The organism is Nonomuraea sp. NPDC059023 (genome assembly GCF_042740095.1).
Classification (GTDB): Bacteria; Actinomycetota; Actinomycetes; order Streptosporangiales; family Streptosporangiaceae; genus Nonomuraea.
The window spans coordinates 47,924-73,425 of record NZ_JBHYIO010000003.1 but is presented as its reverse complement, the minus strand read 5'-3'; the positions used below and the strand labels follow the sequence as shown (position 1 = coordinate 73,425).

Here is a 25,502-nt window from a genome sequence, read left to right as displayed (position 1 = left end):
CTCCGGAGCCTTCCTCTCGTGAAGAGATTCAGCTTTTCCCTGCAACTGCTCGCCGGCCTCGTGGCCGGCATAGCCCTCGGATTCGTCGCCAAGATTTGGGACGTCTCCTGGCTGGCAGAGACCCTGACCCAAGTCGGCAAGATCTTCGTCCAGCTGCTGAAGCTGGCCGTCCCGCCGCTGGTGTTCACCGCGGTGCTGGTCAGCGTCGCCAACCTCCGCAACGTCAACGGCGCCGCCAGGCTGGCCTCGAAGACCCTGTTCTGGTTCCTGGCGACCGCCTTCATCTCGGTCGCCTTCGCCATCGGCCTCGGTCTCATCATCAACCCCGGCCAGGGCGTCACCCTCGACACCAGCACCGCCAAGCCCGTCGACACCGAGGGCGCCGGGACCTGGCTCGACTTCGTGACCGGCATCATCCCCACGAACATCGTCACCGCCTTCACCGAGCTCAACGTCCTCCAGATCGTCTTCCTCGGTGTCGTCCTCGGCGCCGCGGCCCTGGCGATCGGCGACAAGGCCGAGCCGTTCCTGAACCTGAGCCGCTCGGTCCTCGAACTCGTCCAGAAGGCCCTGTGGTGGGTCATCCGCCTGGCCCCCATCGGCACCGCGGGCCTGATCGGCAAGGCCGTGGCCACCTACGGCTGGGACCTGCTGGCGCCGCTGGCCAAGTTCTCGGCCGGCGTCTACATCGGCTGCTTCATCGTCCTGCTGGCGATCTACCCGACGCTGCTGGCCGTCTTCGGCAAGGTCAACCCGCTGAAGTTCTACCGCAACGCCTGGCCCGCCATCGAGCTCGCCTTCGTCTCCCGCTCCTCCGTCGGCACCCTGCCCCTGACCCAGCGCGTGACGGTGGAGCGCAACGGCGTCGACCGCGACTACGCCTCCTTCGCCGTGCCGTTCGGCGCCACCACCAAGATGGACGGCTGCGCCTCGGTCTACCCCGCGCTGGCCGCCATCTTCGTGGCCCAGGTCTTCAACGTCCCGCTGGGCGTGGGCGACTACCTGCTGATCGCGTTCGTCTCGGTCGTGGGCTCGGCAGCGACGGCCGGCCTGACCGGCGCCATCGTCATGCTCACCCTGACCCTGAGCACCCTGGGCCTGCCCTTGGAAGGCGTCGGCCTCCTCCTCGCCATCGACCCCATCCTGGACATGATCCGCACCGCCACCAACGTCGCGGGCCAGGCAGTGGTCCCCGTCCTGGTCGCCCGCTCGGAGGGCCGCCTCGACGAGGCCGTCTTCAACGCCCCGCCCCAGCCCCTCGACAACGACGCCCCCGCCGCCAAGTCCCCCGCCCGGGAACCGGCGCTGGCATAACCGCACAATCACGACGAAAGGGCGAGAGGCTTCCGGCCTCTCGCCCTTTCGCGTGCTGAAAGACTTAGGTGTGCCCCGGCGGAGCGGCAGAAGTCTTTGCGGCGGAATGCGGTTCGCTGTGAAGGTCACGCGCCAGCGTGCGGATTTCGTTGAGGCTGCCGACCATTCCGGCTGTTCGGGCCTGGACGAGGATGTTGCCCAGGGCGGTGGCCTCTACGGGGCCGGCCACCACGGGGAGGCCGCAGGCTTCGGCGGTGAGCCGGCACAGGAGGCGGTTGCGGGAGCCGCCGCCCAGCAAATGGATGACCTCCACCGGGTGACCGGACAAGGTTGTCGCGTCGGCCACCGCGTTTCTGTGGGCCAGGGCCAGGCTTTCCAGGATGCAGCGGACTGTCTCGGCGCGCGTTCTCGGGACTGGCTGGCCGGCTGCTCGGCAGGCTTCGGCTATGCGGGCGGGCATGTCGCCTGGGGCCAGAAAGGCGGGGTCGGCGGCGTCGATCAGGGAGCGGAAAGGTTCGGCTTCCTCGGCTGACCGCAGCAAGGTGGGGAGGTCGGGCGTGCCCCAGGTGGTCAGGCATTCCTGGAGGAGCCACAGGCCCATGACGTTGCGGAGGTAGCGGGTGGTGCCGTCCAGGCCGGTCTCGTTCGTGAAATTTCCGGTACGGCTGGCCTCTGACAGCACCGGAGAAGAAAGCTCCACGCCCACCAGCGACCACGTACCGCAGGAGATGTAGGCGAAGGCGTCCGTGGTGGCCGGGACGGCGATCACGGCGGAGGCCGTGTCGTGGGAGGCCACCGTCACGACCGGGGCCGACCAGGCCGGGAAGGCGTCCCGGCAGCACGACGCGGGCGCGTGGGCAGGGGTCATGACGCCGATGGGGGCGCCGGGGTGGCGGATCGGCGGGAAGAGGTGGGTGGGGATGCCCGCTTTGCCCGCCAGGTCGTCCGACCAGGTCCGGGAATGGATGTCCAGGAGGCCGGTGGTCGAGGCGTTGGTGACCTCCGCGCCGATCTCGCCGGTCAGCCAGTACGCGATCAGGTCGGGGATCAGGAGCATGGTCGCGGCGCCGGTCAGGTCGTCGGCCAGTAGCTGGAAGACGGTGTTGATGGGGTGGGGCTGGATGCCGGTGGCCGCGTAGAGAGCTCCGGCGCCCAGGCGGTCGATGGTGGGGGACACCACTTTTTCGGTACGGCTGTCGCGGTAGCTCACCGGGTCCCGGAGCAAGGTGCCGTCGTGGCCCAGGAGACCGTAGTCGACGCCCCACGAGTCGATGCCGATCGAGTCGACCGGTCCCGCTTTGGCCAGGCCGTACAGGATCTCGTGGAAAATGCGGTGGATGTCCCAGCGCAGGGCGCCCTCGCGCAGGGTGGCGCCGTTGGGGAAGCGGTGGACCTCGGTCAACGTCAGGGACTCGTCGCTGACGATGACGCGGCCGCTGGACGCGCCGAGGTCGATGGCGGCGAAGCGGGTCATCGGGTGGACTCCCTCACGACCAGTTCGGGCTGGAAGACGATCTGCTGGTGGGCGTGGGCGCCGGGGCGGTCGCACTCGTCGAGCAGCAGTTCCGTGGCGACCTTGCCCAACTGGTAGGTCGGCTGGCGGATGGAGGTCAGGGAGACGGCCGAGGCCGACGCGAAGTCGATGTCGTCGTAGCCCATCAGGGCCACGTCGTCCGGGATGCGGACGCCGAGTTGCGTGAGGCCGCGCAGGACGCCCAGTGCCAGCAGGTCGTTGGCGCAGAAGACGGCGTCCGGGATGCCGGAGTCCAGCAGCAACTGGGCGGCTCTCTCTCCGGCGCGGGCGGTCATGGCGGGCATCTGGATCAGGCGCAGGGTGCCGGGGAACGTCCGGGAGGCGCCCTCGAAACGATCCTGGCACTGGCGGATGGTCAGGGGGCCGCTGACGTAGGCGACGGAGGTGGCGCCCCCGGCCAGGAGATGCTCCACGGCCAGCTTGCCGCCGACCACGTCGTTCACCGCCACCGAGCACTGGTCGGCGCGGTGGGGCGGGTGGTCGACGAGGACGACGTTGATGTTGTGGGCGCGCAGGCGGTCCAGGCGCGCGGGGTCCTCGTCGGACGGGGTGATGAGCACGCCGCGGACCCGCTGCTCGGCCAGGACGCGCAGGTTGCGTTCCTCTTTGGTACGCGAGCCCGCCGAGTTGCCCAGGATGACCGCGTACCCCAGGGCACTGGCGGTCTCCTCCACTCCGGCGGCCACGTCGGTGAAGAACGGGTTGCCGATGTCGATCACCGACAGGCCGATGGTCCGGCTGTAGCCCGCGCGCAGCGTCGAGGCCGAGGCGTGCCGGACGAAGCCGAGGTCCTCGATGGCCGCCTCCACCCGCCGGCGGGTCGTGGGGGAGACCTTCTCCGGGCGGTTCAGGACGTTCGAGACCGTGCCGGGGCTGACTCCGGCCAGTTCGGCGACCTCCTTGATGTTCACCACAGGACCTGATTAAAACGTAACAACCGAGAAACGGCAATTGACGGGAGCGAGATCGCTGTCTAGCGTCGCACACGTTGTTAAAACGATTCAAAGGATTGCCCTCATGGACATCAGAGCGCGGCTCAGGGAGCAACGGATCGAGACCCCCTCGTGGGCGTACGGGAACTCGGGCACCCGCTTCAAGGTCTTCGCCCAGCCCGGCGTCCCCCGCGACCCCTTCGAGAAGCTGGCCGACGCCGCCCAGGTGCACCGCTTCACCGGGATCGCCCCGAGCGTCGCCCTGCACATCCCCTGGGACAAGGTGGACGACTACGCTGGCCTGCGCCGCCACGCGGAGGGCCTCGGACTGAGCATCGGGGCGATCAACGCCAACGTCTTCCAGGACAACGACTACAAGCTGGGCAGCGTCACCAACCCCGACCCGCGCGTCCGCCGCAAGGCCCTGGACCACCTGCTGGAATGCGTCGACATCATGGACGCCACCGGGTCGGACACGCTCAAGCTCTGGTTCTCCGACGGCACCAACTACCCGGGCCAGGACGACATCCGCGCCCGCCAGGACCGCCTGGCCGAGGCTCTTGAATCGGTTTACGCACGGCTGGGGGAGGGGCAGCGGTTCCTGCTGGAGTACAAGCTGTTCGAGCCCGCCTTCTACACGACCGACGTGCCCGACTGGGGCACCGCCTACGCCCACTGCCTCAGGCTGGGCCCGAAGGCGCAGGTCGTCGTGGACACCGGCCACCACGCGCCGAGCACCAACATCGAGTTCATCGTGGCCTTCCTGCTCAGGGAGGGCAAGCTCGGCGGCTTCGACTTCAACTCGCGCTTCTACGCCGACGACGACCTGATGGTGGGGGCGGCCGACCCGTTCCAGCTGTTCCGGATCATGTACGAGGTGGCGGAGGAGCCCGGGATCGCGTTCATGCTCGACCAGTGCCACAACCTCGAGCCCAAGATCCCCGGCCAGATCCGCTCCGTGATGAATGTCCAGGAGGCCACCGCGAAGGCCCTCCTCGTCGACAAAAACGCCCTCAAATCCGCGCAGGCCGCGGGCGACGTCCTCGGCGCCAACGCCGTCCTCATGGACGCCTACAACACCGACGTACGCCCCCTGCTGGCCGATCTCCGCCAGGAGGCGGGCCTCGACCCGGACCCCATGGCCGCCTACGCCAAGTCCGGATATTTCCAGGAAATCAGCGCCACCCGCGTCGGCGGCGCCCAGGCAGGTTGGGGAGCCTGATGGCTAGCACGAGCAGCACGCGCCACGACACGCCCGCGCAGGTCAGGGAACTGCTCGACCGCGCCCACGCCCTGGGCGGCGACCCCCGCAACACCAACTACGCGGGCGGCAACGCCTCCGTCAAGGCCGCCGGCCACGACCCCGTCACCGGCCAGGACGTCGATCTGATGTGGGTCAAGGGCTCCGGCGGCGACCTGGGCACGCTGAAGGAGAGCGGCCTGGCCGTCCTGCGGCTCGACCGCGTACGCGCGCTTAAAACGATCTACCCGGGCGTTGAACGCGAAGACGAGATGGTGGCGGCGTTCGACTACTGCCTGCACGGCAAGGGCGGCGCCGCGCCGTCCATCGACACCGCGATGCACGCCCTGGTCGAGGCGGCGCACGTCGACCACCTGCACCCCGACGCCGGCATCGCGATCGCCACCGCCCAGGACGGCCCCGCCCTGACCGAGCGGATCTTCGCCGGCCGCGTGGTGTGGGTGCCCTGGCGCCGTCCCGGCTTCCAGCTCGGCCTGGACATCGCCGCCATCCAGGCCGCGAACCCGCGGGCCATCGGCGTCATCCTCGGCGGCCACGGCATCACCGCCTGGGGCGCCACCTCGGAGGAGTGCCGCGCCAACTCGCTGGAGATCATCCGCACCGCCGAGCAGTACATCACCGCCCACGGCCGCCCCGACCCCTTCGGCCCGATCGTCCACGAGACCCCCGGCGAAGAGGTACGGCTGGCCGAGGCGGCCCGGCTCTTCCCCCTGCTGCGCGGCCTGGCCTCGACCGACGCGCCCATGGTCGGCCACTACACCGCCACCCCCGAGGTCCTCGACTTCCTCGCCCGCGCCGAACACCCCCGCCTGGCCACGCTCGGCACCTCCTGCCCCGACCACTTCCTGCGCACCAAGATCGCCCCGCTCGTCCTGCCCCCGGACCCCGAAGAGGAACGGATCAGGCATCTCCACGCCGCCTACCGCGCCGATTACGCCGCGTATTACGCCCGCAATGCCGTACCGGAATCACCCCCGATGCGCGGCGCCGACCCCGCGATCGTGTTGGTACCCGGCGTCGGCATGTTCTCCTTCGGCAAGGACAAGCAGACCGCGCGCGTCGCCGGCGAGTTCTACCTCAACGCGATCAACGTCATGCGCGGCGCCGAGGCGTTGTCCGCCTATGCGCCGATCGAGGAGAGCGAGAAGTTCCGCATCGAGTACTGGGACCTGGAGGAGGCCAAGCTCCGCCGCCTGCCGCCGCCCAAACCGCTGGCCACCCGGATCGCGCTGGTCACCGGCGGCGGTTCGGGCATCGGCGCGGCGACCGCGCGCCGCCTGGCCGCCGAGGGGGCGCTCGTGGTGGTCGCCGACCGCGACCTCGCCGCCGCCGAGAAGGTGGCCGCGCGGATCGGCACGGCGGACGCGGCGGTCGCGGTCCGCGCGGACGTGACCGACGAAGCGCAGGTCCAGGACATGGTACGGCGGGCCGTGCTGGCCTTCGGCGGCCTCGACCTGGTCGTCAACAACGCGGGACTGTCCCTCTCGCGCCCCCTGCTGGAGACCACGGCGGACGACTGGGACATCCAGCACGACGTCATGGCGAAGGGCTCGTTCCTGGTCTCCCGCGAAGCCGCACGAGTCCTGATAAATCAGGGCATGGGGGGAGACGTCATCTACATCTCCTCCAAGAATTCGATCTTCGCCGGCCCCAACAACGTCGCGTACGGCGCCGCCAAGGCCGACCAGGCCCACCAGGTCCGCCTGCTCGCCGCGGAACTGGGCGAACACGGCATCCGCGTCAATGGCGTCAACCCGGACGGCGTCGTCCGTGGCTCCGGCATCTTCGCCTCCGGGTGGGGCGCCAACCGCGCGGCCGTCTACGGGGTGCCGGAGGAGCGGCTCGGCGAGTTCTACGCCCAGCGCACGTTGCTGAAGCGCGAGGTCCTGCCGGAGCACGTGGCGGCCGCGGTGTTCGCCCTGACCGCCGGCGACCTGGACCTCACGACGGGCCTGCACATCCCGGTCGACGCAGGCGTCCCCGCCGCCTTCCTCCGCTAGCCCCACCCACCACCCACCACCCACCACCCACCACCCACCACCCGCCCTGCCCGCCCCGCCCTGCCCGCCCGCCCCACCCGCCCCTTCGCCTGCTCAACCCGCTCCGCCCACCCTCGCCCACCCGTCGGCCCCACCCGTCGGCCCCGCCCGCTCGGCATTCCGCATCGGCTTGGCGGGACACGCGGACAGGCACGCCCGGCTTCGGCTCGGGTGGCCCGCGTCCGGGCCCTTGCCCGGCGGCAGCCTGACGCGGAGGTCTGGCGGACAGCCGGCGGTGGGGCGTGGCGATATGCGTGGGCGGGGGATGCGGCGGCTCGCCTGGGCGGGGGATGCGGTGGTGTGCGTGGGCGGGGGCACGATGACTCGCGTGGTGGAGACGTGGCGGGCTGAGCGGTGTGGGGAGGAGAAGGCCGTGGCGTGGGTGTGGGTGCGGCGGTTTGCGTGGGTGGGTGATCTTCGTGGGCCTGGGGCCAGGTGGTGGAGTCCGGGGGCTTGAGGGCGGGTGAGCCCCTAAGGTTGGGGGCAAATTGCCAACCTTGAGTGCATTGGCGGGGATATGTCCGAGGAGACGCTGGTCGCGGGCCGCTACCGGCTGGACGAGCTCATCGGCCGAGGGCAGGCCGGTGAGGTGTGGCGGGCGCACGACGAGAACGCCGACTGGACCGTGGCGGTCAAGATGCTCACCGCGGGCTCCAGCGAGCTGGCGCACAAACATGCCCAGACCGTGGCCAAGGTCGTGCATCCTCATGTGGCCATGGTTCTGGACATCGGTGGCCATAACGGCGTGCCGTACCTGGTGATGGAGTTTTTGACGGGGGCGAGCCTCGGCGATGAGCGCGTCGCGCACGGGCCGCTGGGAATCGTCGAGGCGTGCGACCTGTTCGGACAGGCGGCTGGCGGGCTTGACGCGGCGCATCGGGCGGGGGTGGTGCACGGGCAGATCGACCCGGACTCCTTCCGCCGGGCGGGCAGCGGGGTGCTCAAGGTGGTCGGGTTCGGGATTCAGGGGGCGGATCCGGGGCCGGTGACGCCGTACCGCGCGCCTGAGCAGCTTGACGGGCCGGGCGGGCCTGCCGCCGATCTGTATGCGCTGGCTGCGGTCTGTTACGAGATGTTGTGCGGGCGGCCGCCGTTCGAGGGCGAGGGGGAGGAACTGGCCGAGCGCATCCGCACCGCCGAGCCCGAGCCGCCGACGCGCCACCGTCCCGCCGTTCCGGCCGAGCTGGAGCAGTTGTTGCTGGCGTTGCTGGCCAAGGATCCCGCCGCACGTCCTGCGGGCGGTGACACGGTACGGCGCCGCCTGGCCGGCATCGCCCGCCCCGGCGCCACCCAGCGCACCGGCCCCCTCCCCAACCTCCCGGACGCCCAGACTCCCTTCAGCGGAAACACCGACGGCCAGCCATCCGCCTACGCCGGACCGGGCCCGCAGACAGGCCACGGCGGCTCACAAGCGGGCCACGGCGCGCCAGGTCACGGGGGCCCGCAAGCGGGCTACGGCGCCTCGGGTCTGGGTGGTCCGCAGACGGGCCAGTACAGCCCACAACCAGGCCCGCAAACCGGGTTGCACACGGCCCCAGGTGGTCAGCCGCCCTTCAAGGACGGCCACACCCAGATCTTCGAAGGCCCCATCCCGGACCCGCCCAACCAGAACCGCCGCCTGATCATCCAGATGGTCGCGGCCCTGGCCGTCATCGCTCTGGTCACGATCGGCTTCATCGTCCTGTCCGGCCGCGACCAGCCCGCCGCGACCCCCGTACCCAGCGCGACCTTCACCCCGCAACAGCCAGACCCGACACCGACGGCCACCACGGAAGAGCCAGAACCGACCTTCACCCCGGAAGAGCCGACCCCGGAACCCACAGGCCTGGTCGACACGCTGGGCCCGGCGAACCCCCTGGACACCCTCACCCCCCAGCCTCGCGACACCACCGGACTGCGGCAGACCCCGCCGGGCGGGTGGCAGAACTGGCTGGGCCGCTTCGACGAGGCGGTGCGGCTCCAGCAGCAGCTGAACGGCATCGACGGCGGGGTCGCCGCCGACGCCCGCAAGAAGATCGCCAGAGCGATGGACCGGATCAGGAAGGGCCGCGAGGACCAGGCCCGCCGCCACGCGCTGGAGGCGGCGGCCGACCTGCGCGAAGCGGCCGGCGACGGCGACATGGCCGCCACCGGCCCCCTCGCGAACTTCCTCGCCGACTGGGGCCTCAACCGCCCCGCGACATCAGCGTGAGCGCGTACAGCGCCACCGCGGCGAAGTCGTCGGCGGGTTCTGACGCCTGCCACGACCGGACGTCGTCGACGAAGCGGCTGCCGCGCCCGGTGAACGGGGCGTAGCGGTCGACTCCGTCGGCGGGGCAGGGGCTCATGCGGTCCATGTGGCCCCCCAGCCCGTCGTCGAACAGCGAAGCGCTGTTCGGGCCGTTGACCACGGCGCCGGTCGGCGGCCTGCCGGTGAGGTTGGACATCTGATAGTGCGGGCAGGTGATCGCGTCGTCGCCGACCCCGGAGACGAACGACACGCCCCACGCGTTGGCTCCGAAGGCCCAGCCGCGCTGGCGGGTGCCGAAGGAGTCGTAGGAGCGGTCGCCGCTCACCGACCGGTAGAGGCGCGAGGTGGCCGCCAGCCCGAACGCGTGCGGCACCGAGTCGAACTGGTCATAACGCGCACCGGCCTGGAACGGGTCCTGGGCGGCCCGTGCGGCGCCGATCTCCAGTTGCGCCCTGAGGTCGCCGACGAGCTGCCGCTCGGTCACCGGCAGTGTGCCGCCACGAGCCTGGCGGATGGCCTTGACCAGGTCGGCGTGGCCGAGCGCGCTGACGTCGTACAGGTTGAAGGTGTCGCCGCCGGCGTCGTGCTTCAGGTACTCGCCGGCCCAGTGGGCCGCCTGTCGCAGCCATTCGCCGGCCCGCGGGTCGCGCAGGCGCTGGGCGGCCAGGGCCAGTTCGGCGCCGCCCAGCTCCATGTCGTCGCGCCAGACGCTCTCCGGGTAGAAGGCGTGGGGGAGCGAGGTGACGAGCCGGCCGACGTTCTCGGTCTTGGCCATGGCGTAGACGGAGGCGCCCTTCTCCAGCAGCTCACGGGCGCGCCCGCGGTCGGGCTCCACCTGCGCGGCCAGGGCGAAGGCGGCGGCGGTACGGCCGGCCAGGTTGGGACTGATCGGCTCGCCGGGCGCGGCGGCGCGGAAGACGGGCCGGTCGCGGATGTACTTCTCGGTGGAGTGGTCGTCCTCCTCGGGCATGCGCCAGATGTCGTGGTCGCCGGCGAAGGTGCCCTCGGCGTTGCCGGCCCCGATGCCGACCTGGATGTAGAGGGTCTTCGACGTCTCGTCCCACATCTTGTCGAGGAACTTCAGGCCGTGGTCGGCCTCGCCGCGCAGGCGCGGGTCGATGGCGCCGTCGCGCTTGGCCGCCCACAGGAGCGTGTCGACGTAGGCGAGGATGTGGGTGAACTTCAGGTAGTCGCCCGCGTCGAACCATCCGCCCGACACGTCCACCGGGCCGCCGACCTTGGTCAGGTCGCCCTTGATCTGGTCGGTGTCCGGGCCGGTGAACTCGGGCCAGTCATAGACCGAGGCGGCCTTGTCGCCCTTGTGCCAGCGGTCGCGCTGGCCGCCGAAGAACGTCACGATCTTGGCCGCGGGCAGCGACAGGGCGATCGAGGGGGCCACGGCGAACTCGGCGGAGGTCTGCCCGCCCGCCTTGACCCGGTAGCTGCCGGGGGTACGGAGCCTGGACAGGTCCAGGCGGTAGACATGACGGTAGGTGTCGTTCCACTTGCCGAGGTCGCGGCCCGCCGTACCGCGCAGGACCACCCGCCCCCGGCGATCGACGACGGTGAAGGGGAGTGGACGGTCCGCCATGAGGTAGGCCTCTTTGGCCTCCTCCGGCGCGAAGCCCACCTGGTCGACCCTGATGAACGACGCGCTCTCGGCCATCGCTGGGCTCCCTGCGATCAGGACGGATAACGCGGTCAACGCCGCTGCCAGCTTCATGCACGCTCCTTGAAGGTTAGGAAACCTTACTAACCTTGCTGCGCACGGTAGCCGCGGAGCGTGAGGAAGGTCAAGACGCGTACATTGACGAAATGACCGACACTCACGCGCGGCGCCGAGCCGCCCTGGCCGCGCTGCTGCCCGAGCGCGCGGTCCCCGCGGTGCTCGTCTCCTCCCTGATCAACGTGAGGTACCTGACCGGGCTCGACAGCTCCAACGCCGCGGTCCTGGTGCGCGAGGACGGCAGCGCCACGCTCGCGACCGACTCCCGCTACATCGAGATGACCCGCGACCTGGGCGTCGAGGTCGTCGAGGCGCCGGACACCGCGGGCGCCCTGGCCGCGCCGGGCACGGGGATCGAGGCCGCGCACATGACGGTCGCGACGTTCCGGCGGCTGGGGGAGGGCCTGGTCCCGCTGGAGCCGCTGGTGGAGCTCCTGCGTACGGTCAAGGACGAAGAAGAGATCGAGCTCCTGCGTACGGCCTGCGCCATCTCCGACCAGGCATTCAGCGATATTTCCGAAAAAATCCGACCCGGCGCCACCGAACGCCAGATAGCCCGCGTCCTTGAGCACCGGATGATCGAACTCGGCGCCGACAAGGTCGCCTTCGAGTCCATCGTCGCCGCGGGCGCGAACGGGGCCGTACCCCATCACACTCCCACCGACCGTGAGCTGCGCAAGGGCGACCTGGTCACCCTCGACTTCGGCGCCAACTACCGCGGCTACCACGCCGACATGACGCGCACCGTCAGCCTGGGCGAGCCCGCCGCCTGGCAGCGCGAGATCTACGACCTCGTCGCCGCCGCGCAGAAGGCCGGTCGTGAGGCCCTCGCGCCCGGCGTCACGGCCAAGGAGGTCGACTCCGCCGCGCGCGGCGTGATCGCCGGAGCGGGCCACGCCGAGCACTTCCGGCACGGCCTCGGACACGGCGTCGGCCTGGAGATCCACGAGGAGCCGTTCCTGGGCCCCGCCAGGACCGGTAGACTAGAGGATCGAGTTCCCATCACCGTCGAGCCGGGGGTCTACCTCCCGGGACAAGGCGGGGTCCGCATCGAGGACACGCTGGTCACGCGTGTGGGCGGGCCGGAACTCCTCACGAAGACGACCAAAGAGCTGCTCGTCCTTTAAGAGCGGCAACACGCGGGAGAAAACGAGTGGCGACGACCAACGACCTCAAGAACGGCATGGTGCTGAAGCTCGACGGCGGTGAGCTGTGGGCCGTTGTGGAGTTCCAGCACGTCAAGCCGGGCAAGGGCGGCGCGTTCGTGCGCACCAAACTCAAGAACGTGCTCTCCGGCAAGGTCGTCGACAAGACCTTCAACGCCGGGGTGAAAGTCGACGTGGCCAACGTCGACAAGCGCGAGATGCAGTACTCCTACAAGGACGGCGACGACTTCGTCTTCATGGACACCGAGACCTACGACATGGTCAACGTGCCCGCCAAGACCGTCGGCGACGCGGCCAGCTACATGCTCGAGAACACCATGGCCACGATCGCCTTCAACGAGGGCGCCGCGCTCTACGTCGACCTTCCGGCCGCGGTCGAGCTGCTGATCTCCAACACCGAGCCGGGCCTGCAGGGCGACCGCTCCACCGGCGGCACCAAGCCCGCCACGCTGGAGACCGGCGCCGAGATCAAGGTCCCGCTGTTCATCACCACCGGCGAGAAGGTCAAGGTCGACACCCGTAGCGGCGAATACCTCGGCCGGGCCTGAGGTGTCGGCACGCGGCAAAGCACGCAGGCGCGCCCTCGACATCCTCTTCGAGGCTGAGGCCAGGGAAGAAGACCCGCTGAAGATCCTCGCCGAGCGGGTGGAGCGGAGCGAGCCGCCGGTCAACGAGTACACCTCGGCGATCGTGGAGGGCGTGGCCCGTCACCGGGCCCGCATCGACGAGCTCATCACCACCTACTCCGAGGGCTGGACACTGGAGCGCATGCCCGCCGTCGACCGCAACCTGCTGCGCGGCGGCACCTACGAGCTGCTGTGGATGCCCGACGTCCCCGAGGGCGTGGTCATCAGCGAGTGGGTGCACCTGGCGGGCGAGCTCTCGACCGACGAGTCGCCCAGCTTCATCAACGGCCTCCTGGCCCGTTTCAAGCAGCTCAAGCCGAGTCTGTCGCTGTAGTGGGGGCGCGCCGTGATCATCACGGCGCACTCGGGAAGGCGCGCCGTGATCTTCATGGCGCGCCTCTTTTCCGTTGCGGCTCCCGCCACCCCACCCGCTCCGCCGCCATGGGCGCGCGCCCGTCGAGCGCCGCTCGTGAGGGCTCACGGGGTCCCCGCCGCGACGACTCCGCCCTTGACCCGGTAGAAAGCCTCAAAGGTGTGTGATCTGGATGCCGTCAGGGCTCAAGGGTGGCCGACTGGGTGCGTAGATGGTCGAGCATGACCTTCGCCGCCGGAGTCAGCGCCCGTGACCCCGGCAGCGTGACGCCGACGGAGCGTTTCACCGAGGCCAGCGGCACCGGCAGGCACACGAGCTGCGGATCGGACCGGACCAGCAGCGCCGGCAGCGCGGCCACCATGTCGGTCTGCAGCAGCAGTGACCGGATCGTCAGGATCGACGTGCATTCCACGCGGTCCTCGGGCAACGGCAGGTCCTGGTTCTTGAAGACCTGTTCCAGCTCCTGCCGCAGCGACGTCTGCTCCAGCGGCAGGATCCACGGGTAGCCGAGCAGCCCGGCCAGGGTCGAGGCGGCCGAGGCGGGGTGGCCGGAGCGGGCGACCAGGAGGATGGGCTCGTCGTAGAGCGGGATCTGGCGCAGCCCGTGCCGGTCGTCGATGGGGTTGAGGCGGCCGAGGACCAGGTCGGTGTCGCCGTCGATGAGCCGGGGGACGAGCGAGTCGAACGTGCCCTCGCGCACGATGACCGTGATGCCGGGCCGTTCCGCTTTGAGCGCGGCGATCGAGCGGGGCAGCAGGACGTTCGTGGCGGCCAGCAGGGTGCCGACGGTGACGGTGCCGGTCTCGCCGTTGGCCAGGCCCGTGATGCGGTCACCGGCCCGGCGCAGCTCGGCCTGGACGGCGCGGGCGTGGTCGACGAAGGCGGTGCCGAACACGGTCGGCGTGACCCCGCGCGGCCCCCGGGTGAACAGTTCGACGCCGAGGATCTGCTCCACCTCGCGCAGGCCGCGTGTGGCGGCGGGCTGGGCGAGGCGGAGGTGTTCTGCGGCGCGCAGCACGCTGCCGTGGTCGGCGATGGCGGTGACCAGCACGAGGTGGCGGAGCTTGAGGCGGCCGCCGAGCAGGTCCAGAGCGCGGGTCATCACCATTTCAGCATAGCTTTCAGCTCTTGACGGCCCGATCGGGTATGGCTCCGGGGACGTCGCCGAAGCGTTCGGCGTCGTTGCGGGGCAGGACCAGCGCGGCCACGAGGCTGATCGCGGTCACGACCGCCAGGTACGCGGTGATCGACCACGACGAGCCGGTCGAGGCCAGCAGGGAGGCTGCCACCAGCGGGGTGATGCCGCCGCCGAGCAGCGCGGCGAACTGGTAGGCGGCCGAGGTGCCCGAGTAGCGGATCGCGACGGGGAAGAAGCTGGCCGTCAGCGTGCCCTGCGCCGCGTGGGTCATCGCCAGCACCGCGCCCATGGCCACCATGAAGACCGCGATCAGCGCGTGGTTGCCGGTGTTGACGACGGGCAGGATGGCCACGGCTCCGGCCAGCAGGACCCACGAGCCGTGGGAGAACAGGGCCCGGAGCCCGAACCGGTCGCCCAGGTGGGCCCAGAGCGGCGCGGTGGCCAGCCAGACCGTGGCGCCGCCGATCACGCAGGTCAGCAGGAAGGTGCGGGACAGGCCGATCGCGGGGGCCTGGCCGTACTGGAGGATGTAGACCATGAAGACGTAGGCGACGGCGCTGTTGCCGATGATGACCGCGATGCTGTGCACGACCCCGCGCCAGTGGCCGCGCAGGACCTCGGCGATCGGCAGCTTGACCGGCTTGCGCTGGACCACGAAGTCGGGGCTCTCCTCGATGCGCAGCCGCAGGTAGATGCCGACCACCACGAGCACGACGCTCAGCAGGAACGGCACCCGCCAGCCCCACGACATGAAGGCCTCCTCGCTCAGCGCCGAGGAGGTGCCCAGGAAGACGAGGTTGGCGCAGAGCATCCCGGCGGGCGTGCCCATCATCGGGAAGGCGCCGAACAGGCCGCGACGGCCCTTCGGCGCGTGCTCCATGGTCAGCACCACGGCCCCGCCGAGTTCGCCGCCGAGGCCGATGCCTTGCGCGATGCGCATCACGACCAGCAGCACCGCGGCCCAGATGCCGATGCTGGAGTAGGTGGGCAGCACGCCGATGAGCGTGGTCCCGATCCCCATGATCAGCAGCGAGACGACCAGCGTGTTGCGGCGGCCGAGCCGGTCGCCGAAGTGGCCGAAGACGATGCCGCCCAGCGGGCGGGCCAGGAATCCGACGGTCATGGTGCCGAAGGCGGCGATCGAGCCGGCGACGGGGTCCATGGCGGGGAAGAACTGCTTGTTGAAGACGAGCGCGGCGGCCGTGCCGTACAGGAAGAAGTCGTACCACTCGATGGTCGTGCCGATGAAGGCCGCCCACGAGACGCGGCGCGCCGCCCTGCGGCGGTCAGTGTCCATTTTGCGGCTTTACCTTTCCGATCAGGGGGTACGGATGAGGATGCACGCTGGTGCTATGTCGCGGCGAATACTGTTCTGGCCGTCGCCTATGCAAAAAACGTCATATATCGGGATTGGTATGGCTCGGCCGCGATCAGGTATTGGTCTGATATGGCGCCTCGGCCGGACAATGGCGCCATGAAGCATTACGTCAACGGGGTCTTCGAGACCACGGGGACCCCCTTCCCGCTGATCTCGCCCGTCGACGGGCGCCAGATGGGGACCGTCCCCGAGGCCCCGCGCGAGGTCGTCGACGCCGCGGTCGTCGCGGCCAGGGCGGCGCTGGCCGGTCCCTGGGGCGCCACGAGCAGCGAGGAGCGCTGCGCCTGGCTGCGGCGGATCGCAGACGGCATCGAGGCCCGGTTCGACGCGTTCGTCGCCGCCGAGGTCGCCGACACCGGCAAGCCGCGCGACCTGGCCGCCACCGTGGACGTCCCCCGCGCGATCGGCAACTTCCGCGCCTACGCCGACCTGTCCTACGGCCGCCCGGAACGCGCCCACCACACCCGCGTCCCCGGCTGGAGCGGCACCGGCGAGGCTCTCAACTACACCGTGCGCCGCCCGCTCGGCGTCGTCGCCGTCATCTCACCCTGGAACCTCCCCCTGCTGCTGCTCACCTGGAAGGTCGCGCCCGCCCTGGCGGCGGGCAACGCCGTGGTGGCCAAGCCCTCGGAGGAGACGCCCTCCACCGCGACGCTGCTGGCCGAGGTCATCGACGAGGTACGGCTGCCGCCCGGCGCCTTCAACCTGATCCACGGCCACGGCGCCGGAGCGGCGGGCGAGTTCCTGACCTCCCACCCCGGCGTGGACGCCATCGCCTTCACCGGCGAGTCGGCCACGGGCTCGGCCATCATGCGCGCCGCCGCCGACCACGTCACCCCGGTCTCCTTCGAGCTCGGCGGCAAGAACCCGGCCCTGGTCTTCGCCGACGCCGACCTGGACGAGGCGGTCGAGGGCACGATCCGCTCCAGCTTCACCCACTCCGGCCAGATCTGCCTGTGCACCGAGCGCGTCTACGTCCAGCGCCCGATCTTCGACGCGTTCACCGCGAAGCTCGCCGAACGGGCCAGAGGCCTGAAGGACTACGGCCCGATGATCTCGGCCGAGCACCGCGACAAGGTGCTGTCCTACTACCGCCTGGCCGTCGAGGAGGGCGCCACGGTCGTCGCCGGGGGCGGCGCCCCGAGGTTCGGCGACGAGCGCGACGGCGGCTTCTACGTCGAGCCCACCGTCGTCACCGGCCTGCCCGAGAGCGCCAGGACCGTCCGCGAGGAGGTCTTCGGCCCGATCTGCCACGTGGCGCCCTTCGACGACGAGGCAGAGGCGATCCGGCTGGCCAACGACAGCCCGTACGGCCTGGCCGCCACCGTCTGGACCGGCGACCTGTCGCGCGCCCACCGGGTCGCGCCGAGGATCGAGGCCGGGATCGTCTGGGTGAACTGCTGGAACCTGCGCGACCTGCGCACCCCGTTCGGCGGGGTGAAGGCGTCGGGCATCGGCCGGGAGGGCGGCGAGTACTCGCTCGACTTCTTTTCCGAGCCGGTCAACGTGTGCGTGAAGATATGAGGTCATCGGTGACGAATGTTCAACAGGCCGCCGAGCGGCTGCTGGGGGCGCACGCCTCCGGCCGGCCCTGCGAGCCCGTGCGCGATCTGGTCGGCGGGGTCGAGGAGGCGTACGCCGTACAGGATTGGCTGACCGGCAGGTGGCTGGGTGAGGGACGGCGGCTGACCGGCCGCAAGATCGGCCTGACCAGCGCGGCCGTGCAGAAGCAGCTCGGCGTGGACCAGCCGGACTTCGGGGCGCTGTTCGCCGACATGGCGGTTCCCGACGGCGCCGAGATCCCGGCCGGGACCGTGCTGCAGCCGCGCGCCGAGGCCGAGGTGGCGCTGGTGCTGGAGCACGACCTGCCGCACGAGCGCCACACGGTCGCCGACGTGATCAAGGCGACCGCGTTCGCGCTGCCCGCGATCGAGGTGGTCGGCAGCCGGATCCGCGGCTGGGACATCACGCTGGCCGACACCGTCGCCGACAACGCCTCCTCCGGCCTGTACGTGCTGGGCAACCGGCCCGTCCCGCTGAAGGACCTGGACCTGCGCCTGGCCGGGATGGTCATGGAGCGCCGCGGCGAGCAGGTCTCGACCGGGATCGGCGCCGCGTGCCTGGGCCACCCGCTGCACGCCGCCGTCTGGCTGGCAGACACCCTGGCCCGCCTCGGCCGCCCGCTGCGGGCGGGCGACACCGTGCTGACCGGCGCGCTCGGGCCCGTGGTGCCGGTCGTGCCCGGCGACGTGCTGGAGGCCAGGATCGACGGGCTCGGCGACGTCCGGGCCGCCTTCGCGAAGGAGAGCGCGTGAACCGCCTGGCGCAGCGCCTGGACGAGGCGGCGCTGAGCCGTACCGCCATCGCGAAGCTGACCGAGGAGACGGCGCTCGACGTGCCCGCCGCCTACCGGGTGCAACGCGAGGTCATCGCCCGCCGCGAGGCCCGCGGCGAGAAGCTCATCGGCGTCAAGATGGGCTTCACGAGCCGGGCCAAGATGATCCAGATGGGTGTGGACGACGTCATCTGGGGCCTGCTGACCGACGCCATGCTGATCGAGTCGCACCTGGACACGGGCACGCTCATCCACCCGAGGGTCGAACCCGAGATCGCCTTCCTGCTGGAGCGCCCGGTGCGCTCGCCCGCCGACGTGGGCGCGGCCGTCGGCGGCGTGGCGGTCGGCTACGAGGTGCTCGACTCCCGCTTCGCCGACTTCTCCTTCACGCTGGAGGACGTCATCGCCGACAACGCCTCCGCCAGCGGGTTCGGCCTCGGCCCCTGGCACACGCCGCGCGCGGTCGCCAACGTCGGCCTGACCCTGGAGATCGACGGGCGGACCGTCGCCTCGGGGTCGTCGGCCGCCATCCTCGGCGACCCGATGCGCTCCCTGCACGCCGCCGCCCGCCTGGCCCAGGCCGCCGGGATCGAGCTGGAGGCGGGCTGGATCGTCCTGGCCGGGGCGGCCACCGCCGCCGTCCCGCTGCCGCCGGGCGCCCACGTGCGCGTCAGCGGCCAGGGCCTCGGCCACGCGGAGGTGACCACGTGAGCGAGGAGTCGATGCTGGTGCCGGGCAAGGCGCGCCCGCGCGGGCGCTTCCCGCACTTCAGGCGGGCCGGCGACCTGGTCTTCGTCTCCGGTACGAGCTCGCGCCGCCCCGACGGCACCTTCGCCGGGGCGAGCGCCGACGAGATGGGCACCACCAGCCTCGACATCCGCGAGCAGACCCGCGCCGTCATCGGCAACATCGCCGACATCCTCAAGGCCGCCGGAGGCGGGCTGGCCGACGTCGTCAACGTCACCACGTACCTGGTCTCCATGAACGACTTCGGCGGCTACAACGAGGTCTACGGCACGTACTTCGACGAGCACGGCCCCGCCCGCACCACCGTCGCCGTCCACCAGCTGCCCCACCCGCACCTGCTGATCGAGATCTCCTGCACCGCCCACATCCCGACGAGGAGCATCCCATGATCCCTCCGTTCAACCTCGCCACCTGGATCGACGAGCACGCCGACCAGCTCAAGCCGCCCGTGGGCAACGTCCAGATCTGGAAGGAGGCTGACCTGATGGTGACCGTCGTCGGCGGCCCCAACCAGCGCACCGACTTCCACGACGACCCGATCGAGGAGTTCTTCTACCAGCTCAAGGGCGGCATGGTGCTGCGTGTCATGGAGGAGGAGGGCAAGCCGCCGGTCGACATCCAGATCCGCGAGGGCGACGTCTTCCTGCTGCCGCCGCACGTGCGCCACTCCCCGCAGCGGCCGGTGCCCGGCTCCATCGGCCTGGTCGTCGAGTACGCCCGCCCGCAGGGCGACCTGGACGCCTTCGAGTGGTACTGCGTCAACTGCCACCGCCTCGTGCACCGCGCCGAGGTGCAGCTGGAGTCGATCGTGGACGACCTGCCGCCGGTCTTCAACGCCTTCTACGGCAGCGACCGCACCTGCCCGCACTGCGGCGCCGTACACCCGGGCAAGGACTGGCCCGACGCGCTCCGCCCGGTGGTCCAGTGATCGACATCCACGCCCACGTCTTCCCGCGGATCTCCCGCGAGGAGGCGCGCACCCTGGCGGGGGCCGGCGAGCCGTGGCTGCGCGAGGGCATGATGATGAGCGGCGACGAGGACTACCGCCCCGTCACCCCCGAGCTGTGGGACGCCGGGGCGCGCCTGGCCGCCATGGACCGCACCGGCGTGGCGGTGCAGGCCGTCTCCTCCACGCCGCTGCTGTTCGGCTACGAGGCCGAGCCCGGCCGCGCCGCCGACTGGTGCGACATGGTCAACGACCGGATCCTCGCGTACTGCTCGGCGGACCCCGCCCGGCTCGTCCCGCTGTGCCAGGTGCCGCTGCAGGACCTGGGGCGCGCCACCGAGACCCTGGCCAGGGCGAAGGCCGCCGGGCACCGGGGCGTGCACATCGGCAACCACGTCGGCCCGCGCAACCTCGACGACGCCGATCTGCTCGCCTTCCTGGAGCACTGCGCCCACCAGGACATGCCCGTCCTCGTGCACCCGTGGGACATGATGGCCGCCGACCGCATGCGCGGCTACATGCTGCCCTGGCTGGTCGGCATGGCCGCCGAGACCCAGCTCGGCATCCTCACGATGATCCTTTCCGGCGCCTTCGAGAAGCTGCCCGCCGGCCTGCGGCTGTGCTTCTGCCACGGCGGCGGCAGCTTCGCGTTCCTGCTCGGCCGGGCCGACAACGCCTGGCAGCGGCGCGACCTGGTCCGCCGCGACTCGCCCAAGCCGCCCTCCGCCTACACCGACCGCTTCTCCGTGGACTCCGCCGTCTTCGACCCGCGGGCGCTGCGCCTGCTCGTCGACGTCATGGGCGCGGAACGGGTCATGCTCGGCACCGACTTCCCCTTCCCCCTGGGCGAGGAGGACCCGGGCTCGGTCGTGCGCGCCTGCCCCGGGCTGAGCGAGGCCGAACGCGAGGCGATCCTCGGCGGCAACGCCGCCCGCTTCCTGGGCCTGACCGAGAGCGCGCCGCGCGCATGACGCTCGCCCACACCCCGCAGGGCACGCTGCGGGGGCTCGGACTCGGGGGAGCGCTGGCGTTCAAGGGCATCAGGTACGCCGCCCCCGCCCGCCGCTTCACCGCCCCCGAGCCGCCCCGCCCCTGGGAAGGGGTACGCGACGCGCTCACCCCCGGCCCACCGGCGCCGCAGCGGCCGGGGCGGATGGCGTGGGTGCCCGGCCTGGAGATCGACCCGGCCGCGGGCCGCGAGGACTGCCTGTTCCTCAACGTCTGGACCTCGGGCACCGAGGGCCGCCGCCCGGTGCTGGTGTTCCTGCACGGGGGCGCGTTCGTGTTCGGCTCGGGCGCCCAGGCCATGTACGACGGGACCGTGCTCGCGCGTGAGCACGGCCTCGTGGTGGTGACCGTCAACTACCGGTTCGGGGCCACCGGCCTGTGGTACGGCCCGGGAGTGCCGTCCAACCTGGCGTTGCGCGACCAGATGGCGGCGCTCACGTGGGTACGGAACGCCATCGACGCCTTCGGCGGAGACCCGGGCGACGTGACGCTCGCCGGGCACTCGGCGGGCGGCACCAGCGTCCTGGCCCTGCTGGCCTGCGCCCCCGGCCTGTACGCGCGGGCGGCGGCCATGAGCCCCGTCCCCTACGGCTTCGCCACCCCCGGCCAGGCGGAGGCCTGGACCAGGGCGGCCGCCGTCGCCGACCCCGCCACGGCGCCGATCGAGACGCTGTTGGCGGGGGAGGAACGGGCCGCCCGCGCGCGGCCCCCGGCGGGAGGACTGCTGCCCGTCGCCCCGGTGCTGGACGGCGACCTGCTGAAGGAACACCCCATGTCAGGAAATCTCGCGAAAGTGCCGCTGTTGGTGACCACCACCGCGCAGGAGGGGCGGCTGTTCGCCGCGGCCGGCATGGGCGAGCCGTCCACCCGCGAGATCTTCACCGAGCCCGCGCGGGAACTGGTGCGCGTCCACCCCGGCCCCGCCCGCCATCTCGTCAGCGACGCGCGTTCACCCATGACGCGCGACGGCGTCGAACTCGGCGCCTGTCACCTCGCCGACGTGCCGCTGTACTTCGGCAACCACGGCACCCCGTTCACCGGCCACAAGCCGGTGCCGGAGATGACCCAGGAGTTCGCCCGGTTCTGCCGCGGCGAGGAGGACACATGAGCAAGATCGCCATCATCGGGTCCGGCAACATCGGCACCGACCTGATGATCAAGGTGAAGCGCACGTCCGCGTCGCTGGAGGTGGCCGCGATGGCCGGGATCGACCCCGGCTCCGACGGCCTGGCCAGAGCCCGGCGGATGGGCGTGGCCACCACCCACGAGGGCGTTGCGGGCCTGCTCGCGCTGCCCTGCTTCGAGGAGGTCGCGGTGGTGCTCGACGCCACCTCGGCCGGGGCCCACCGGCACAACGCGGCGGCGCTGGCGCCGTACGGGAAGAAGGTCGTGGACCTGACGCCCGCCGCCATCGGCCCGTATGTCGTGCCCGCCGTGAACCTCGGCGACCACCTCGGCGAGGACAACGTCAACATGGTCACCTGCGGCGGCCAGGCCACGGTGCCGGTCGTCGCGGCCGTCTCCCGCGTCGCGCCCGTCCGCTACGCCGAGATCGTCGCCTCGATCGCCTCCCGCTCGGCCGGTCCGGGCACCCGCGCCAACATCGACGAGTTCACCGAGACCACCGCGCGCGCCCTGGAGAGCATCGGCGGCGCCGAGCGCGGCAAGGCGATCATCGTGCTCAACCCCGCGGAACCACCGGTGATCATGCGCGACACCGTCTACTGCCTCGTGCCCGGCTGCGACGAGGCCGAGGTCGCCGCCTCGGTCAAGGAGATGGTGGCCGCCGTGGCCGCCTACGTGCCCGGCTACCGGCTCAAGCAGGACGTGCAGTTCCGACCGGCCGACGGCGGCACGCTCGTCTCGGTCTTCCTGGAGGTCGAGGGCGCCGCCCACTACCTGCCCGCCTACGCCGGCAACCTGGACATCATGACGTCGGCGGCGCTGCGCGTCGCGGAGAGGATGGCGGCCCGATGAAGCTCTACATCCAGGACGTGACGCTGCGCGACGGCATGCACGCCATCCGCCACCAGTACACCGCCGGCCAGGTCGCGGCCATCGCGCGCGCCCTCGACGCCGCCGGGGTGGCCGCCGTCGAGATCGCCCACGGCGACGGCCTGGCCGGAAGCAGCGTCAACTACGGCTTCGGCGCCTGCCCCGACGAGGAGTGGATCGAGGCCGCCGCCTCCGCCATGGACCGCGCGGTCCTCACCACGCTGCTGCTGCCCGGCATCGGCACCATCGCCGACCTGCGCCGCGCCCACGCGCTCGGCGTCCGCTCGGTGCGCGTGGCCACCCACTGCACCGAGGCCGACATCTCCGCCCAGCACATCGGCGTCGCCCGCGAGCTCGGCATGGATGTCTCCGGCTTCCTCATGATGTCCCACCTCGCCCCGCCCGCCGAGCTGGCCCGCCAGGCCAAGCTCATGGAGTCGTACGGCGCGCACTGCGTCTACGTCACCGACTCCGGCGGCCGGCTGACCATGGACGGCGTGAAGGAGCGCGTGCGCGCCTACCGCGAGATCCTCGACCCCGGCACCGAGCTCGGCATCCACGCCCACCACAACCTGGGGCTCGGCGTCGCCAACTCCGTCGTCGCCGTCGAGAACGGCGTCACCCGCGTCGACGCCTCCCTGGCCGGCATGGGCGCCGGTGCGGGCAACTGCCCGCTGGAGGCGTTCGTTGCCGTCGCCGACCTGATGGGCTGGGAGCACGGCTGCGACCTGTTCGCGCTCATGGACGCCGCCGACGACCTCGTCCGCCCCCTGCAGACCCGCCCCGTCCAGGTGGACCGCGAGACCCTCACGCTCGGCTACGCGGGCGTCTACTCCAGCTTCCTGCGCCACGCCGAGGACGCCGCCGCCCGCTACGGGCTCGACACCCGCGCCATCCTCGTGGAGGTCGGCCGCCGCGGCATGGTCGGCGGCCAGGAGGACATGATCGTGGACATCGCGCTCGATCTGGCCGGCCGCCGGGGGTGACAATCGGTTCATGGTGACCGAGGAAGACGTCCGCCGGCTGGCCCTGGCCCTGCCGGAGACCGGCGAGAAGCTCATGTACGGCACGCCCGCCTTCTACGTGAAGGCCAGATGGTTCGCCCGCATCCGCGAGGAGGGTGACGTCCTGGCGCTGCCGCTGGCCGCGGAGGAGGACAAACACGAGCTGATCGCCGCCGACCCGGACGTCTTCTTCACCCTCCCGCACTACGACGGCTACGCCGTCGTCCTGGTCCGCATGCCGGTCGTCGGGCAGCAGGAGATGGCCGAACTGCTCACCGACGCCTGGCGGCTGCGCGCGCCCGGGAAGCTGCGCCCTCTCGTCCCCTGAGCCCGCTACCCTGAGCGTTCATGCAGGTAGCCGCCTTCACGCAGTTCATGAGCGCCGACCGGATCGCCTCCTACGTCTACGGCGGCGCCGACCCGGGCGAGGACCCGTTGTGGCGGCGGTCGGGCGCGCGCACCCGCGAGGAGTACGCCCGCTGGTGCCGCCACGCGTGCGGGATGGCCTGCCTGCGCATGCTCCTGCACCACCGCGACGGCCACGCGCCACCCCTGCTCGACCTCGTGTACGGCTGCCGCGCCTACGGCGGCTACCGCGAGGAGCCCGAGGGCATCAAGGGCCTCTACTACGCCCCCTTCGCCGACTACGCGCGGGCCGAGCACGGCCTGGCCGCCGAGGTCCACCCCCTGATGGACCTGGGCGAGCTCGAAGAGCTGCTGGCCGCGGGCCGGATGGTGATCGCCTCCGTCCACCCGGAGATCCGCCGCCCAGAGCGTCCCGCGCCCGGCCGGGGCGGGCACCTGGTCCTGGTCACCGGGGCCGCGGACGGGACGGTGCGCTTCAACAACCCCTCCGGCCACACCGAGGACAGCAGGCGGGCCAGGCTGCCGCTGGCCCGCTTCGGCGACTTCTTCGCCGGGCGGGGCATCAGCGTTCCCGCCCCGGACACCAGGGTGGCGCCGGAGAGCGTAGGCTGACACCGGCTGGCTCGAGTGGGAGGGGAACACGTGACGAGAAGCCCGGTGCGCACTGCCGTGGTCTGGGACGCTCTGCGGGCAGTGCTGGCCGAACGGGCCGGATCCGCCGGGCGCGGCGTGCTCGACATCGTGGACGCCGGAGGGGGCACGGGCGGCTTCGCCGTACCGCTGGCCGAGCTCGGGCACAACGTCACCGTCGTCGACCCCAGCCCCGACTCGCTGGCCGCGCTGGAGCGGCGGGCCAAGGAGAAGGGCGTCGGGGTCAGGGCGATCCAGGGCGACGCCGCCGACCTCGGCGAGCTGCTGCCCAAGGACAGCGCCGACCTGGTGCTGTGCCACAGCGTCCTGGAGTACGTCGAGGACCCCATCAGCGCGCTGACCGCCGTCTCCGGGCTGCTGCGCCACGGGGGAGCCGTCAGCGTGCTGGCCGCCAACCCGCTCGCCAGCGCCCTGCACCGGGCGCTCACCGGCCATTTCGACGAGGCGCTCGCCGTACTGGACGATCCTCAGGGGCGCTGGGGCGATCGCGACCCCACGCCGCGCCGCTTCACGCCCGCCGCGCTGTCGGAGCTGCTGGCGGTGACCGGGCTCGCGGTCGGGCCGGCGCTCGGGGTGCGGGTCTTCGCCGACCTGGTGCCCAGCAGGCTGGTCGACGGCGAGCCGGGGGCCGTGGAAGCGCTGGTGGCGCTGGAGCAGGCCGCCGCCGCCCATCCGGTCCTGCGGGAGATCGCCGCCCAGGTCCACATCCTCGCCCACAAGCCATAGAACGTCT

At 71.4% G+C, this 25,502-nt stretch carries 24 protein-coding genes; 19 read left to right on the top strand and 5 right to left on the bottom strand.

Features of this window, described 5'->3' with window-relative positions; all coding sequences use genetic code 11:
* Window positions 1-18: 18 nt before the first annotated feature.
* Window positions 19-1,314 (top strand): dicarboxylate/amino acid:cation symporter, encoded by a 1,296-nt coding sequence (locus ACFWYW_RS06275; RefSeq protein ID WP_379618642.1) that lies wholly within the window; start codon window positions 19-21, stop codon window positions 1,312-1,314.
* Between the two features lie 64 nt (window positions 1,315-1,378).
* Here the strand turns inward: ACFWYW_RS06275 and ACFWYW_RS06270 are convergent, their stop codons facing one another.
* The gene (locus ACFWYW_RS06270) at window positions 1,379-2,788 is read right to left on the bottom strand and encodes a rhamnulokinase family protein (RefSeq protein ID WP_379618640.1); all 1,410 of its coding nucleotides are present in this window, start codon (window positions 2,786-2,788) and stop codon (window positions 1,379-1,381) included.
* Window positions 2,785-3,759: a LacI family DNA-binding transcriptional regulator gene (locus tag ACFWYW_RS06265; RefSeq protein WP_379618638.1), complete on the bottom strand. Its 975-nt coding sequence runs from the start codon at window positions 3,757-3,759 to the stop codon at window positions 2,785-2,787. Before ACFWYW_RS06265 ends, ACFWYW_RS06270 begins: the two co-directional genes overlap by 4 nt.
* A gap of 106 nt (window positions 3,760-3,865) precedes the next feature.
* Here ACFWYW_RS06265 and rhaI point away from each other — a divergent pair, with 106 nt between their 5' ends.
* The 3 genes from rhaI (at window position 3,866) to ACFWYW_RS06250 (ending at window position 9,271) form a co-directional block, all read left to right on the top strand.
* Window positions 3,866-5,002, top strand: coding sequence for an L-rhamnose isomerase (gene rhaI, locus ACFWYW_RS06260; protein WP_379618636.1), 1,137 nt, complete (start codon window positions 3,866-3,868; stop codon window positions 5,000-5,002).
* Window positions 5,002-7,041, top strand: coding sequence for a bifunctional aldolase/short-chain dehydrogenase (locus tag ACFWYW_RS06255; protein ID WP_379618634.1), 2,040 nt, complete (start codon window positions 5,002-5,004; stop codon window positions 7,039-7,041). Before rhaI ends, ACFWYW_RS06255 begins: the two co-directional genes overlap by 1 nt.
* A 556-nt stretch (window positions 7,042-7,597) precedes the next feature.
* Window positions 7,598-9,271, top strand: a complete 1,674-nt coding sequence (locus ACFWYW_RS06250) for a serine/threonine-protein kinase (protein WP_379618632.1) — start codon at window positions 7,598-7,600, stop codon at window positions 9,269-9,271.
* Here ACFWYW_RS06250 and ACFWYW_RS06245 read toward each other — a convergent pair.
* Complete coding sequence (locus ACFWYW_RS06245; protein WP_379618630.1) at window positions 9,246-11,033, bottom strand: glycoside hydrolase family 9 protein; 1,788 nt, start codon at window positions 11,031-11,033, stop codon at window positions 9,246-9,248. The two genes, ACFWYW_RS06250 and ACFWYW_RS06245, sit on opposite strands and share 26 nt — an antisense overlap.
* Before the next feature lie 92 nt (window positions 11,034-11,125).
* Between ACFWYW_RS06245 and ACFWYW_RS06240 the strand changes: the two genes are divergently transcribed.
* The 3 genes from ACFWYW_RS06240 to nusB are packed head-to-tail and all read left to right on the top strand — an operon-like array spanning window position 11,126 to window position 13,162.
* Window positions 11,126-12,163, top strand: a complete 1,038-nt coding sequence (locus tag ACFWYW_RS06240) for a M24 family metallopeptidase (protein ID WP_379618628.1) — start codon at window positions 11,126-11,128, stop codon at window positions 12,161-12,163.
* Between the two features lie 26 nt (window positions 12,164-12,189).
* Window positions 12,190-12,750, top strand: coding sequence for an elongation factor P (gene efp, locus ACFWYW_RS06235; RefSeq protein ID WP_379618626.1), 561 nt, complete (start codon window positions 12,190-12,192; stop codon window positions 12,748-12,750).
* 1 nt (window position 12,751) lies between these two features.
* Window positions 12,752-13,162, top strand: coding sequence for a transcription antitermination factor NusB (nusB, locus tag ACFWYW_RS06230; RefSeq protein ID WP_184960681.1), 411 nt, complete (start codon window positions 12,752-12,754; stop codon window positions 13,160-13,162).
* 217 nt (window positions 13,163-13,379) lie between these two features.
* On the opposite strand, the gene ACFWYW_RS06225 is transcribed toward nusB, so the two are convergent.
* Together ACFWYW_RS06225 and ACFWYW_RS06220 are read right to left on the bottom strand one after the other, a co-directional pair.
* On the bottom strand, window positions 13,380-14,303 hold the full coding sequence (locus ACFWYW_RS06225; protein WP_379618624.1) for a LysR substrate-binding domain-containing protein: 924 nt from the start codon (window positions 14,301-14,303) through the stop codon (window positions 13,380-13,382).
* A 19-nt stretch (window positions 14,304-14,322) separates the two neighbouring features.
* Window positions 14,323-15,636, bottom strand: coding sequence for an MFS transporter (locus ACFWYW_RS06220; protein WP_379618622.1), 1,314 nt, complete (start codon window positions 15,634-15,636; stop codon window positions 14,323-14,325).
* A gap of 177 nt (window positions 15,637-15,813) precedes the next feature.
* Here ACFWYW_RS06220 and ACFWYW_RS06215 point away from each other — a divergent pair, with 177 nt between their 5' ends.
* From ACFWYW_RS06215 to ACFWYW_RS06160, 12 genes are read left to right on the top strand one after another with little or no spacing between them, the layout of a single operon-like run.
* Complete coding sequence (locus tag ACFWYW_RS06215) at window positions 15,814-17,241, top strand: 2-hydroxymuconic semialdehyde dehydrogenase (RefSeq protein WP_379618620.1); 1,428 nt, start codon at window positions 15,814-15,816, stop codon at window positions 17,239-17,241.
* Between the two features lie 8 nt (window positions 17,242-17,249).
* Window positions 17,250-18,032: a 2-keto-4-pentenoate hydratase gene (locus tag ACFWYW_RS06210; RefSeq protein ID WP_379618618.1), complete on the top strand. Its 783-nt coding sequence runs from the start codon at window positions 17,250-17,252 to the stop codon at window positions 18,030-18,032.
* Window positions 18,029-18,763, top strand: coding sequence for a 2-keto-4-pentenoate hydratase (locus tag ACFWYW_RS06205; RefSeq protein ID WP_379618616.1), 735 nt, complete (start codon window positions 18,029-18,031; stop codon window positions 18,761-18,763). Before ACFWYW_RS06210 ends, ACFWYW_RS06205 begins: the two co-directional genes overlap by 4 nt.
* Window positions 18,760-19,188, top strand: a complete 429-nt coding sequence (locus ACFWYW_RS06200) for a RidA family protein (RefSeq protein WP_379618614.1) — start codon at window positions 18,760-18,762, stop codon at window positions 19,186-19,188. The genes ACFWYW_RS06205 and ACFWYW_RS06200 overlap by 4 nt, the downstream gene beginning before the upstream one ends.
* Window positions 19,185-19,727, top strand: coding sequence for a 3-hydroxyanthranilate 3,4-dioxygenase (locus tag ACFWYW_RS06195; RefSeq protein WP_379618612.1), 543 nt, complete (start codon window positions 19,185-19,187; stop codon window positions 19,725-19,727). The genes ACFWYW_RS06200 and ACFWYW_RS06195 overlap by 4 nt, the downstream gene beginning before the upstream one ends.
* Window positions 19,724-20,716, top strand: a complete 993-nt coding sequence (locus tag ACFWYW_RS06190) for an amidohydrolase family protein (protein ID WP_379618610.1) — start codon at window positions 19,724-19,726, stop codon at window positions 20,714-20,716. The genes ACFWYW_RS06195 and ACFWYW_RS06190 overlap by 4 nt, the downstream gene beginning before the upstream one ends.
* Window positions 20,713-21,861, top strand: a complete 1,149-nt coding sequence (locus tag ACFWYW_RS06185; RefSeq protein ID WP_379618608.1) for an alpha/beta fold hydrolase — start codon at window positions 20,713-20,715, stop codon at window positions 21,859-21,861. The genes ACFWYW_RS06190 and ACFWYW_RS06185 overlap by 4 nt, the downstream gene beginning before the upstream one ends.
* Complete coding sequence (locus ACFWYW_RS06180) at window positions 21,858-22,730, top strand: acetaldehyde dehydrogenase (acetylating) (RefSeq protein ID WP_379618606.1); 873 nt, start codon at window positions 21,858-21,860, stop codon at window positions 22,728-22,730. Before ACFWYW_RS06185 ends, ACFWYW_RS06180 begins: the two co-directional genes overlap by 4 nt.
* Window positions 22,727-23,734, top strand: coding sequence for a 4-hydroxy-2-oxovalerate aldolase (gene dmpG / locus ACFWYW_RS06175; protein WP_379618604.1), 1,008 nt, complete (start codon window positions 22,727-22,729; stop codon window positions 23,732-23,734). Before ACFWYW_RS06180 ends, dmpG begins: the two co-directional genes overlap by 4 nt.
* Before the next feature lie 10 nt (window positions 23,735-23,744).
* On the top strand, window positions 23,745-24,080 hold the full coding sequence (locus ACFWYW_RS06170) for an MmcQ/YjbR family DNA-binding protein (RefSeq protein ID WP_379618602.1): 336 nt from the start codon (window positions 23,745-23,747) through the stop codon (window positions 24,078-24,080).
* A gap of 20 nt (window positions 24,081-24,100) precedes the next feature.
* Window positions 24,101-24,730, top strand: a complete 630-nt coding sequence (locus tag ACFWYW_RS06165; protein ID WP_379618600.1) for a C39 family peptidase — start codon at window positions 24,101-24,103, stop codon at window positions 24,728-24,730.
* Between the two features lie 45 nt (window positions 24,731-24,775).
* The gene (locus ACFWYW_RS06160; protein WP_379618598.1) at window positions 24,776-25,495 is read left to right on the top strand and encodes a methyltransferase domain-containing protein; all 720 of its coding nucleotides are present in this window, start codon (window positions 24,776-24,778) and stop codon (window positions 25,493-25,495) included.
* The last annotated feature ends 7 nt before the right edge of the window (window positions 25,496-25,502 follow it).